Origin of the sequence: Maridesulfovibrio bastinii DSM 16055, from assembly GCF_000429985.1 — a bacterium.
Taxonomy (GTDB): domain Bacteria; phylum Desulfobacterota; class Desulfovibrionia; order Desulfovibrionales; family Desulfovibrionaceae; genus Maridesulfovibrio; species Maridesulfovibrio bastinii.
Genome location: NZ_AUCX01000013.1, coordinates 24,067 through 36,991, shown reverse-complemented (window position 1 = coordinate 36,991; position 12,925 = coordinate 24,067). Strand labels below are relative to the sequence as shown.

The window sequence follows — 12,925 nt, the reverse complement described above, 5'->3', positions numbered from 1 at the left end:
CAAGAACATAGCGGTCATTTCAATTGTCTTAAAACAGTATAAAAATCATCTATTATGGATTGAAGCTCGGCAGGATCAGGGGAAGGCAGTATCCCAGCCTCTTCAGCAATTATTCCTGCAAGTTTCCTTCCTACATTGCTAACAATCTTATTTTTAACAGACTCGTCTCCACCTTGATAAAATTTAATAATTTTCGAATAATCAAACTTTTTTAAAATAATTTTAACAGTATGATCATCAATATAAATTATATCATCAATTGTTTTTAAATCCTGACTCTTTTTAGCTTGAACATAAAATTTCTGATAAAACTTTTCTTCTTTTCCTCTACTCCAGCTCATTGCCTTTTCTAAATTGAAAAAAAACAAATTTTCAGGAACTTCACCCTTAAATATTTCTTTATACAAATATTCTTGGGATACACCATTATTTCTTGAAAATTCAGGAATAGAATAAAAAGTCATCCGACATTCAGCGAGACCGTACAGGTCTCTCATCTCATGATTAAGCTCAGTAATAGAATCAATAAAATCATCAGGATCGTTAATTTTTATATAACGTTCCTTAAATGATTTTCTTGAGCCCAAACTGGTAATATCTATCAGATTTAATCTGGATAACGTGTCAATAAATAAATCAATTTCGAGACGGGAATACACAGCTAAATTGCGAACTGTGCATGAAAAGGCTTCTACGGAAAGTCCGAGATCATAATTAAGAATTTCTCTTTTTTCCTGCAGTGGTATGTAGAGGTAATCTTTGTAAGCAAGGTCAAGAATCTTGGCAAGGGCTAAAAAAGAATTGCCTGAATTTTGTCCATCATTATTTATATCGGTGTCAGTTACTCTCTGAGCAAGAGTTTCAACCATTTTTTTTATTGTTACAGGAGAAGAATCAAGAAGCACCTTCATTACTTCTTCAGTAAGAATTATTAGCTCACAATAAGAAGTTGCTACAGCATTTGTCGTCCGTTTTGCTCTGGCAAGAATGGACATTTCCCCAAAGATATCACCTCGTCCCAAAGAGGTCAGAACTCTTTTTTTATTATTATGAAACTTATAAATATCTACGGTTCCGGATTTTATCATAAAAGCAATGCGGCTTTCATGCCCTTCACGAAAGAGTATTTTCCCCCGATGATATGATCGAACTGTAGGAGATTTGGGCCTAATCATAACTTTAAAGAAGATCTCCTTTTTCTTATCTGTTTCATAACCTTTTTAACAATCAAAGGAAAAAGTCCTAAAAGAAGAAAAGAAATGATCAATTCCGGTGAAAAAACAGCTTTGGCTGAATGTATCTTTCCCAGCTCATTTCCTGCATTGGCATAAACCATTGTTCCGGGGAGCATACCAATCTGAGAAACCCAGTAAAAAGTTTTTAAGGGCATCTTTGTCAGACCCATGACCAGATTAATCACTACAAAGGGGATTGCAGGAATAAGCCTCATTGTAAAAAGATAAAATGGTCCTTCACTTTCGATACCTTTATTAATTTTGTCATAAACTTCTTTAAATCGCATCTCAACGAAATTTCTAAAAATATATCGGGAAACAAAACATCCAATAGTCGCTCCGATGGAACTTGCAAAAGAAATCAGCAGCGTTCCGGTAATAAAACCGAATATTGCTCCACCGGCTAGACCCAGAACTGTTGCACCGGGAAGGTTTACAGCGACTACGAATACATAAATAAAAAAAAATGCAGCGCTTGTTTTAACAGGATAATCATTAAATAAATTCTGTAGAAAAGTTCTTGAGGATTTCAAATACTCAAGTGTCAGATAATGTTGCAAATCAAAAGCAAAAAAGATTATTGCTAAAGCGGCTATAAAAATAATTATAGAGATTCGACTCTTCATAAGAAACCATTAAACCTGTATTGTGATTGTTGTAAATAAATTATCAACCAGACTTTAACTATGAAAAGATCGAACTCTAAAATTCTTTTAGTAGGCGGGGCTGTCAGAGATCTGCTTACGGGAAAAAAAGCTTCTGATTACGACTTTCTTGTCGCTGATGGTAGTATTTCAAATTTTAAATTACGTTTCCCTGAATCCATTTCAGCCGGCAAATCTCATACAGTTTTTATTGTAGATGGATACGAATACTCCTTCCCGCGTAACGGAGGTAACTCTCCAGATGAACGTATAGATAATGATCTAATTGAAAGAGATTTTACAATCAATGCATTAGCCCTGGATGAAGACGGAGAGCTATATACACACCCGGATTCTCTTTTTGATATATACAATAAAATGCTTAGGCCGACATCTTCTCACGCATTGATAGCAGACCCTTTAAGAATTTTCAGAGCCGCAGGCCTATACGCACGATTTCCTGAATTAAATCCGTCATCCGAGCTTATGATGGGGATGAAAAAGTGTTCTGAACACAATTTACTTTCGAACTTAGCACCAGACCGTATAGCTATGGAGGTACGCAAAGCCCTTTCCGGAAAATCACCCGGAAATTTTATACGCCTGCTGCATAAAACAAACTGTTTAGACCCATGGTTTAAATGCTTTGCTACAAGAACTGACTCATGTCCTCATAACATTTTAAATACGAGAATAGACAGTTCAGCAAAGCTGATGGACAAAATGAACTTTAACAGCATATTCTGCTGGGGGGCTTTATGTCACTCTTTAGGAAGATCTTTTAGCAATAATCTAAAGGCATTAAATAAGATAAACAGCATAGGACAGCAACAAGCTTTTTACCTTGGTAAAAAACTAAAACTACCCAACAAATACATTAAAGCAGGAGAGATTTCTGCTGGTTATTTTAAATTAGCATGCAACTACAAAAAGTTAACTGTAGATACTAAAGTAGACTTGTTGCTAAAACTACATTCTACAAATTTACTGGATATGATGAAATCACTTACTGCTGCTGAAGAATCTGTGGGATTAATGGAATCTGCTCAAAAAGAACTGGATACAATTTTAAAAGTAAGACTAAAGCCTAATGATCAAAACAGGGGCAGGGATTCAGGAAGGATTTTACGTGAGATGAGGATAGAGACTTTAAAAAAGATTTGATTCATAAAAATCGGCCATATTGGAATATAACCAATATGGCCTTACTTAACAGTATCAAATTCATTCCTATTCAAACAAAAATTTATACTGATCAACAACGCTATCGGTCATTGCTGTCAGTTTCTCAGCCTCAAGCTCCAGAGAGGAGTTATCGACTATCCCAATCGTATCAGAAAGGTAGTAAGCTAGAACATTATCGTTTTCAGCAAAAGTCCATATAATTGTATATAATGAACCAACAGCCGGACGATCTGAAAACTCACTTCTGGTCACAACACGAATTCTAACAGATTTTTTACCTTTATCAGCTATAGAGAATAATGAAGATTGATGAAGGTTCTCTTTAAGCTTCAACGCGAGCATGCCACCAATGGCGTCTTTTCCTGAATGCTCAATAAAAACAGGTCGTCCCTCAGCTTTTGCTGGAGATTTTTCTTTAGCTACAACTTCAGCTGGCTTATTCTTCACATCCGGAGCAGTTTTATCCTGTGCTTGGACAGAACAGGGAAATATAAAAAATACAACCAATATAATCAGCAACAATTTATTACTAAACAATTTCAGACACCTTTTGTTTTAAATTTAACTTCAAGATAAATCTTTAATCATCATTTTTATCTGGTCTTTATTATCATAATAAACTTTTTTACAAAACTCTTTAATCGCCGAAGAAATATTTTTAACTTCAGGCAGGTCAGGAAAAGATGGCAAAGATAAATTTTCAAATTCTATTTCTTTAAATTTCATTGCAGTATCGAATGAATCACATTTACCACCTACACAGGCACCTATTTTTTCTTTCTCAACTTCATCAGGTTTTAAAGATTTAGTAAATTGTAACACCCCTGATGGGGAAACATCACCATTAACCTTTCTGACACTATTATTAATATTTATACTAAGTTCTAATAAATCTGTTCTATTAACTGTTAAAATTTTTCTTCCATCATTTTTTTGGGAATCAACATAACTGCCAACCATATAATCATTAACTGCAGTATATAATATTTCATAGGACTCTAAAAAATACTTATTATATTCACCTTTAGCAGTAAATGAGAACTGATGTTTTGGATTCAATGAACTGCATGGATATTCCCTTATTTCGCTAAAGGCATCACCTTCTACATTTATATATTTCCAAAATTTTATAAAATTATCATCAGTTATACACAAACACCTGAGATAAGAAGCGCTGACATAGACTTTCTCCAATTTCAAACGCAAACGTTCAACCTTTTCGTCAAAAAATTCAAAAGCATCATCAAGTCTTTTCCGAGTTCCAAAAAAGTTATCTGCAACTTCTGTCATGACCTCATCATTAAGAGCATCTGATAAATCTTTAATGCTATCCATATTACCTACCCGAATATTTTTCTTCCAAAACAAATATTAAAAAACAGAATAGAATTCGCAAGCTCAGCTTGAACACAACTTTTTTTTAAACTATATTAAAAATATTATAAACTTAACTATGCGAACTCCAATATATGGAAATAAAATCCTTCATTAAAATACAACCGGTTTTCAAGCTCTTTCCAGCAAAAAATAACAGGAGGAGAAATGCTTCTAAATGAACATCTCAGCAAAATGCTTCTAAAAAATGCTGCCGGAATACCCGTCCCAACAGGAGTTAAAGTTACGAATGACGATTTACCGGAGCTTAAACCATATTTTCCACTACCTTGGATTTTAAAAGCCCAAGTTCCTGTTGGAGGGAGAGGAAAAGCAGGTGGAATCCAAAAAGTTGATGACAGTGATAAATATGAAGCTATGGCTGAAAAGATATTATCAATGGAAATCAAAGGACACAAGGTCCCCTTTTTACGAGTTGAACCGGCTATTGATATCCGTAGAGAATTTTACCTTTCTCTAACCCTATCACGACAAAAGAAAAAAGTTATAATGACTGTTGGAAGACAGGGAGGAATTGAAATAGAAACAATGGGCAAAGGCAACCTGCTTATCCAAGAAATCAGCCTTCCGGGAGGAATTCAACCCAACCAGATAAGAGCTGCCTTTTTCCATATAAAAATAGCTAAAGAACTTTTCCCTGATTTCAGTATGATAATCACCAAATTATATGACACTATGATCAATTATGGGTTATTACTAGCTGAAATAAATCCATTAGCTCTTACAGGATATGGTAAACTTCTTGCCATGGATGCCAAAATAGAAATGGATGACAATATAGTTGAAATTAATCCTGATTTTGAAAAATTTTACCAGCCGGAGCACAGTACTACCGAAGAAAATATTGCGCGAAAAGCAGGAATGAGTTTTGTTTCTCTCAAAGGATGGGTCGGACTCATTGCAAACGGTGCCGGTCTGTCTATGGCAACAATGGATGCCATGAATTTTTCCAACCTTCCAGCCGCAAATTTTCTCGACCTTGGAGGAGCGGCAAATCAGGAGCGGATTGAGGCCGCGTTAAATATTTTATTTAACGATGAACAGGTCAAAGCAATTTTTATCAATCTTTTTGGTGGAATTCTTTCCTGTGAACTTGTTGCTACATCCCTTATAGCTGCTCTTGGTGGAAAAGCTCCTGAAAAAGATATTGTCATACGCATGTCCGGGAATAGTTCAGAGGCTGGTTTGAAAAAATTAAAACAAATTAGTTCTTCAAAACTGCATCTTGCTAAAAATATGACAGAAGCAATTGAACTTCTACGGAAACTGAAACCAAATGATCAGAGTTACATCCCATTCCCAGAGCCGATATCGTCTGTATCAAGACGAAAAATTGAACAGACGGATTACACTTCTTCCAAAAAATTTTTGATAGATAAAAATACGCCAATCCTTGTACAAGGCATAACCGGGCATGAAGGGAAATTGCATACGAAGCTTATGCTCGAATACGGCAGCAATATTGTTGCCGGTGTAACCCCCTTTAAAGGGGGCCAAAACGTTCTGAACGTTCCTGTTTACAACAGTATTATCGAAGCCCAGCAGTCGCATGAAATAGGAGCGAGCATTATATTTGTTCCTCCTAAACTGGCAACGGATGCCATATTGGAAGCTGCTTCCTGCAATATTCCATGGATAGTCTGCATAACTGAAGGAATCGTTCAAAGTTCAATGCTTAATGTGCTTGAACAGGTAAAAAGAAGTAATTCAAAAATTATAGGCCCCAATACTCCGGGGATAATTATTCCAGGACAAACTAAAATCGGCATACTGCCTGCTACACCATTTTCTCCCGGCCCGGTTGCTATCTTGTCCAGAAGCGGAACATTGACCTATGAGGTGGCGGATAGACTCAACAAAGCTGGAATTGGACAGTCTGTAAGCATAGGAATCGGAGGAGATTCATATATAGGGACAACTTTTGCCGATCTTTTTGATATGCTGCGTAATCATGATGAGACAAAGGCAATAATAATTCTTGGAGAAATAGGTGGGACGGCTGAACAGGACCTTGCTGATTATGTAATTAAGACAGGTTTTCAGAAACCAGTCCTATCCTTCATAGCTGGACAGACAGCACCTCCGGGTAAAAGGCTTGGACATGCCGGAGCCATATTAAAAGAAGGAAAAGGTATTCTGGACAAGCTTGAGAGAATGCGTAAAGCAGGCTTCATAGTCTGCCCTAGTCTTGAATCCATCCCTGATCTCACAGCAGAAGTTCTTAACAACCAATAAGTATAATGTCAGAGCTTTTAATAAAAGATCCTGCTTGTAAATAGGTTATACGGCAGGATCTCCTCTGCTCTACCAGCCATTGTTAAACTATGGAAACTCATAAATTCAAATTTTTTCAGCTGCCAATGAATTTTTAATAATCATAATTTAGAGATTACTTGCTGAAAAGTTTAGTGTAAGGGAATTTCAACATTTTGATTAACCAAAAAAAAGTATCCCAACAGACTTACGGACCAGCTTAAATTTAACGCAGAAAATATAATTAAAACGAGTTTAACATCTTGAAAAAAATATGCTTCTTCAACAGTAACAAAGCCTGGGGCGGTGGCGAGAAATGGAATCACCATTTTTCATTACTTTTGCGTGATGCCGGATATGAAGTCTTTGTTGCGACAAATAAGGCCTCTGAACTTTACCAAAAACTTGAAAATGAACCGGGAATTACCTTATCTGAATTTTCCGTATCTAATTTGAGTTTCTTAAATCCACTATCATTCATCACGTTACGAAACTACTTTCATAAAAATAAAATCGACTGTGTAATTATGGCCTTACCTTCGGATTTGAAGACAGCAGGTATTGCAGCGAAAGCTGCTGGTGTTTCAAAAATTATATATCGCCGTGGTATAGCTGTACCGGTCAGAAATTCAAAACTTAATCGCTATCTTTTTTCTAGAATCATTGACCGTTTAATTGTGAACTCAATAGAAACCAAAAAGATGGTCCTAAAAAATGCTCCTAACCTTATCAGTAACGACAAAATCAGATTAATTTATAACGGATTTGACGTTGCCGATTTTGATTCCCAACAAAGCCAGCCTGTTATTGAAAAAAAGGATAATGAAATAATTATCGGCAATGCAGCCAGATTAACTATTCAAAAGGGACAGAAATATCTGCTAGAAGCTGCAGCAATTTTACGGGATAAAGGGCTCAATTTTAGAATTGCAATTGCCGGCACCGGTGAATTGCAAGATCAACTCATGGGTCTGGTAAGAAAATTTGATCTTGATGACCGTGTTGAATTTTTAGGATTTGTTGATGACATGAAAAGTTTCTATCAAAGTATAGATATCTTCTGTCTTCCCTCTCTTTGGGAGGGATTCGGTTATGCTCTGGTTGAAGCTATGACAATGGAAAAACCAGTAGCGGCTTTTGACATAAGTTCTAACCCTGAAGTTGTTGCTAATAATTCTACAGGATTATTAGTTGAATCTGGAAACGTGGAAAAACTTTCAGAAGCGCTTGAAAGGCTTATTTTAAACAGTGAACTCAGAAATAAAATGGGAAAGGAAGGACGGAAAAGAGTTTTAGAAAATTTTGATACCCCGCTTGTTCTTGGAAAACTTAAGGACCTTATTGAAGAATAGTTCTAAATTTAAAACTCCTTATCCAAAAGAAGATGGGTAAAATACCCGAATACAAAAGCAAAATAATACGGCATAAAAATAGAATAATCCATTCCGTAAAAATAATAAGGAACAACCACCAACGGGGCTGGCACTAAAAACATAGCCCACCATTTATGAGTCCATCCTCTATGAGCCGAGATTCCCGGAAGAATGGCAAGTAACCCAAGATAGGATGCCCATTTAAAATGTTTTAAATAGATAAGGGCAATATCAAAAATGAGCATACCTGAATAAAAAAGACGCTTTCCCTTTGAATCAGTATCTACATCAGGGAAAAGTGCTCCCAGCACACAGATAATAATAAGAGTACACACCTGCTGAGGATCAAACTTATACAGGCCAAAATACAATAAAGCCGCCAGCAAAATGCAGGCTCCCACAAGAGCACCACTGATATGTGTTTTATAACCGGGCATATATTATCTAACGTTTTCCAATATAACTTTTAATGTCCTGAACTAGAATGATCGATAAAGATCGTCACTATCTACTGCGTAATATACTTATTTCGTTAAATTTTAAAACACCAGATTTAGATTATATTTTATTATATCTATTACAACTATAAAATATATTAATTTTTAAAAGTCAAACAGCTACTTAAAATTACATTAATATAAAAAAAGAGAGGCCCCAAACTAGTGGAGACCTCTCTAATACCAGTCAACTCTATATTTAATAAGCAAAACAGAACTAAATTCCAAAGGCTGATTACATGGCGTTTCCAGAATCAAGCTCTTCAATCTGTTTATTAATTTCTTTCTGTAATTTTTCAGGAAGTCCCATTACATCTACATTCAAGAATCCACGAACAATTGTAGAAGTAGCTTCATCTTCATCCATTCCGCGGGCCATCAGGTATTCTATTTCTTCCTGTGCAATTTTACCCACAGCTGCTTCATGTGAGAGTTCTACTCCTTCAACTGTGCCTTCAAGTTCTGGAATGGCATGGATGCGACCACCACCAAGAATAAGCCCCTTACACTCGATATGACCTCTGGCAGGTATTTCATTTCCCTGAATATGACCACGGGCTATAATTGTTCCGCCTGTAGTAATTGTTCTGGCAATAGATTCTCCACGAGTATTTTTACCGTTTTGAATAATTCGGCTACCAGTATCAAGATAAGAGCCCTCAGGAGCCACCAGAACAGAATTAAATCTTGCTACGGAGTTGTCTCCATTCAAATAAATTTTGGGGTAGGACTGAAGATCCTTAACTCTTTTAAGCAATACATAGTTGTTTACAAATACACCGTCTTCCTCAACAACACCAATAGTGCGCGGACGGACAACAACATTATCTCCCCAGTTATGCACCATGGTAAAAGTCAATTTACCACCCTTTTTCACATAAAACTCGGAAAGCCCGAAGTGAGCTCCACTGAATTTACCATGAGCTGCGGCGCATCCTGTGATGATGTGAACCTCAGAATCTTCCTCAACAATTACAATGTTGTGAACATTCTGACCGGCATTATCGGCTTTAAGAAAGAGGCAAGATTGTACGGGGGCTGTGATTTTAGCTCCCTTCTTAGTCCTGACAAAATATCCGCCATGCAAGTTTTTGGCTGCTTCTCTTGTAAATTCATCCTGATCCTTATCAATCAATTTAAAAAAGTAATCAGGCAGACCGTCATATTTCTCCAGAGCTTTTTTAATATCCATAACTTCAACATCTTTATTTTCGTTGTCGCAATGAACATTAGAATGATCTATCTGCAAAAAATTAGCACTGGTATCAGCGGCTTCAACATCAATTCCGGCCATTAAAAGCTGTTCTTTTTCTTCAGAACTCAGTGTTTTAAGATCGGCGATCTGATCATGTTCCAGACCATCAAATTTATATTCGTTGAGATCAATCTTTTTCATAAGAATATTCCTCGTGATTTAACAATTAGTTCAAGCACTTAACACATTCTTGATAACCATATTGGCGAATATGGTCGAGAATGTCGCGAGGTCTGGCTTCACAACAAAGATGGCCGTTATATAAAACCTGTCCACGGTCAGCATTTATGTAATCAAGAATATAACCGGTATGGGTGATAATCAAACCAGATGCTTTTGTGATCATCTCTTTCTGCTCTTTCATGCTGATTCCGCTTGCTGGTTCAAGTTCACCGTCAAGAAGAGTCCTTACGGTCTTACCGATGAGATGCATATTTTCAAGGTCTACACCGGATTCTGGTTCGTCAAACAGAAGGAGGTCCGGCTGTTGAGCCATAATCTGAAGTAATTCAGAACGCTTTATCTCCCCACCGGAAAAACCGGAGTTAATATCGCGGTCCAAAAAACTCTCCATATTGACTTTTTCTGCAAGGTAATCAACATCAACATCTTTTCCATGCCCGCACATGGAAACAAGATGACGTGTTTTGAGTCCGTGAATAGTCGGAGGACGCTGGAAAGACATTCCAATTCCTAATCTGGCGCGTTCATATATGGGGGCGTATGTGATATCAACGCCCTTAAAAATAATTTTACCCTGAGTGACTGTGTAATTTCCAAAACCCATAAGGGTCATGAGCAGGGAAGTTTTTCCGGAGCCATTGGGCCCGAAAAGAATAAATGTTTCGCCGTCTTTTATATGAAGGTCGAGGCCTGTGATAACCTCTTTGTCACCAATGCTGACGTGCAGATCTTCTATTTTAAGCATTAAATTTCCTCACTTTAAGGGCAATAATCAGTATATTTACTAGCCCTGTTCGACTGTTTGATTAGAAGAGCTAATAAAATTCACCTTTTAAGTCCAGAATTAATAAATCACTTAATAAAAGGTGATTATCATCTGTAGTTTGTCAAGAGACAGCCAGCAAACTTTCAACAGATTAAGTTTACTTCGCCGTAAAATATGATTAAATTCACAATTGAATTTTTAGGAGATAATTATGGCAAAAAAACATTTTAATTCATTATCAGATCTGAAATCGTTAAAATTTAATAAAAAAGAAGAAGAATCGATAGATCCGAAAGAAAAAATAATCAGAAAAGCAATAAAAAAAGCTGGACTCAAACCAAAAACTCCAGCTCCAAAAATAGAAGAAAAAAACGTGGAAACTATAAGCGATGAAGAAATTTTTCTGAGAGCAATGGGTGGAGTTGAAAAAATTGACGGTGAAAAAATTGAACCACTCGCTGAAAAAAGAATTAAACCGCAGCCACAAAAAAAGACTGAAGATGAAGGGAAGAAAATCCTTTCCGGCATTGTTTCCGGTAAAATAGAATTTGAAATAGAATATTATGAAGATTATCTGTTTGGATTTGTTAGAGGAATTGATTCCAAAATTTTTCAAAAACTTAAATCCGGATCATTCAGTCATGAGAACTATATAGACCTTCATGGACTTAATGCAGATCAGGCCTACGATAGTCTGCATTTTTTTATTAGAGAATCATACCTGCAAAGTAAAAGATGTATCCTAATCGTTACGGGTAAAGGTAAAAATTCTCCCGGTGGACAAAGTATTTTGAAACGTGAAGTCTATGAATGGCTTGCAAGAGAACCTTTCAAAAGAATCATACTTGCTTTCTGCACAGCTCAACCTAAGGACGGCGGATCAGGAGCCATCTACGTTCTTCTTCGCAAAAACAAAAAAGGTGGTAAGATACAATGGGATAAGGGACAGAACTGGGGCAAAATGGATTTTTAACAATAGCCAGTTGTACCATTTTATAATTCTATAACTAACATTATTCAATTGAGATAATTTTTAATTTTATAAAATTAAATTTGCAGCTAAAAGACAATGCCAAGGTAGAATGACCAATTTTTACAGCTCACGTAAAATACGACTTGCATTTGGAATTCCATTTGAAAATATTGGGTTCCATGAGCTGATGCCGGCTTTCAACGATCTTGTCAGCTCTGAATTCTCACAATGTATTCTTGCTGCTACTTCTGATTATGTCATCAGAACTATTAAAAATCCGCTGCAGTCTTTTGAATTCTGTGATTTCTACATCCCATGTGATACGGAATTAATCGAAATGGCCAGAAAAAATGGCACCCCACTTGAATTGCCTGCACGTTATGAAGATTTTGCCGAACAGGTGATTCGAATCTGCGCTCATAACGGGCATACCATTTTCAATATAGCGTCAGGACCTATTTTTCTGGAATGGCTGGATAATCCTGAAAAATTTCTGGTGCAGGATGAATTATTTACCAACTTTATAATTGAAAACAAAATATTAACAAAAAACGAAAGAAAAACCATACTACATTCCATCTCAGAACACAGACCGAATGTAATTCTTATTCACGCTGATTACGACATTATACAGGACCTTTCTCCAGATATAATGGAACATAGTAGAGGATCTTTACTGGTTTGTTTTCCCAAAAAATCAAATTCTAATTGGTTAAGTACTATTCGAAAAAAAATTGATATAAAAAATATATTAATGTCGGAAAAAAACATTAAAAAAATTTTCTCCAATGTAGCTTTTGACTGTACATCATCAGCTCTCCGCTTTGTCGGATCAAAAACAGGAAGCAGTATCAAATTTTCTGGAATGATTGACAGCAAAATGCTTCCGGCCATAGCGCGATTTGAAAAAAAAATAATGAAACGTCAGACAGATTTGAAGATAGATATGTCAGAAGCTGTTGATATCAGCCTTGATGGGATAGAAGCATTACTGAATATTTCCAGAAAACTAAATATTTCAGGTAAAAAAGTAACTTTAACCGACACCAATGCTAGTATTACAAATAAATTTTACGAGGCCGGTATAAGTGCATATTTTAGCGGGCTTCAAGGTATCCCTGAAATTGAATATACGGCTGACTGAGAATTAAGACACGCATAATCAA

The 12,925-nt window shown here is 36.2% G+C and carries 12 protein-coding genes; 5 read left to right on the top strand and 7 right to left on the bottom strand.

The genetic code is table 11. From position 1 onward, the window contains the following. Positions 1 to 14: 14 nt before the first annotated feature. Positions 15 to 1,175, bottom strand: coding sequence for a cyclic nucleotide-binding domain-containing protein (locus tag G496_RS0106815; RefSeq protein ID WP_027178626.1), 1,161 nt, complete (start codon positions 1,173 to 1,175; stop codon positions 15 to 17). After that, positions 1,172 to 1,861, bottom strand: coding sequence for a TVP38/TMEM64 family protein (locus G496_RS0106810; RefSeq protein WP_027178625.1), 690 nt, complete (start codon positions 1,859 to 1,861; stop codon positions 1,172 to 1,174). Before G496_RS0106810 ends, G496_RS0106815 begins: the two co-directional genes overlap by 4 nt. 60 nt (positions 1,862 to 1,921) lie before the next feature. On the opposite strand from G496_RS0106810, the gene G496_RS0106805 reads away from it, so the two are divergent. Continuing rightward, complete coding sequence (locus G496_RS0106805; RefSeq protein WP_027178624.1) at positions 1,922 to 3,043, top strand: tRNA nucleotidyltransferase/poly(A) polymerase-related protein; 1,122 nt, start codon at positions 1,922 to 1,924, stop codon at positions 3,041 to 3,043. Positions 3,044 to 3,109: 66 nt separating this feature from the next. Here the strand turns inward: G496_RS0106805 and G496_RS0106800 are convergent, their stop codons facing one another. Beyond that, positions 3,110 to 3,511, bottom strand: coding sequence for a hypothetical protein (locus G496_RS0106800; protein ID WP_156900610.1), 402 nt, complete (start codon positions 3,509 to 3,511; stop codon positions 3,110 to 3,112). Between the two features lie 120 nt (positions 3,512 to 3,631). Then, complete coding sequence (locus G496_RS0106795; protein ID WP_027178622.1) at positions 3,632 to 4,399, bottom strand: hypothetical protein; 768 nt, start codon at positions 4,397 to 4,399, stop codon at positions 3,632 to 3,634. 207 nt (positions 4,400 to 4,606) lie between these two features. Here G496_RS0106795 and sucD point away from each other — a divergent pair, with 207 nt between their 5' ends. After that, the gene (sucD, locus tag G496_RS0106790; RefSeq protein ID WP_027178621.1) at positions 4,607 to 6,694 is read left to right on the top strand and encodes a succinate--CoA ligase subunit alpha; all 2,088 of its coding nucleotides are present in this window, start codon (positions 4,607 to 4,609) and stop codon (positions 6,692 to 6,694) included. 281 nt (positions 6,695 to 6,975) lie between these two features. After that, entirely contained in the window at positions 6,976 to 8,064 is a 1,089-nt protein-coding gene (locus tag G496_RS0106785) for a glycosyltransferase (RefSeq protein ID WP_245577877.1), read from the top strand. A gap of 8 nt (positions 8,065 to 8,072) precedes the next feature. On the opposite strand, the gene G496_RS0106780 is transcribed toward G496_RS0106785, so the two are convergent. The 3 genes from G496_RS0106780 to G496_RS0106770 form a co-directional block, all read right to left on the bottom strand. Then, positions 8,073 to 8,522 (bottom strand): metal-dependent hydrolase, encoded by a 450-nt coding sequence (locus G496_RS0106780; RefSeq protein WP_027178619.1) that lies wholly within the window; start codon positions 8,520 to 8,522, stop codon positions 8,073 to 8,075. Between the two features lie 295 nt (positions 8,523 to 8,817). Beyond that, a complete protein-coding gene (locus G496_RS0106775; RefSeq protein WP_027178618.1) occupies positions 8,818 to 9,978 on the bottom strand; it encodes a SufB/SufD family protein in 1,161 nt (386 codons plus the stop codon). A gap of 25 nt (positions 9,979 to 10,003) precedes the next feature. Then, entirely contained in the window at positions 10,004 to 10,765 is a 762-nt protein-coding gene (locus tag G496_RS0106770) for an ABC transporter ATP-binding protein (RefSeq protein WP_027178617.1), read from the bottom strand. Between the two features lie 232 nt (positions 10,766 to 10,997). Here G496_RS0106770 and G496_RS0106765 point away from each other — a divergent pair, with 232 nt between their 5' ends. Both G496_RS0106765 and G496_RS0106760 read left to right on the top strand, forming a co-directional pair. After that, complete coding sequence (locus G496_RS0106765) at positions 10,998 to 11,759, top strand: Smr/MutS family protein (RefSeq protein WP_027178616.1); 762 nt, start codon at positions 10,998 to 11,000, stop codon at positions 11,757 to 11,759. A 109-nt stretch (positions 11,760 to 11,868) separates the two neighbouring features. Next, positions 11,869 to 12,903, top strand: coding sequence for a hypothetical protein (locus G496_RS0106760; RefSeq protein WP_027178615.1), 1,035 nt, complete (start codon positions 11,869 to 11,871; stop codon positions 12,901 to 12,903). Positions 12,904 to 12,925 lie beyond the last annotated feature (22 nt).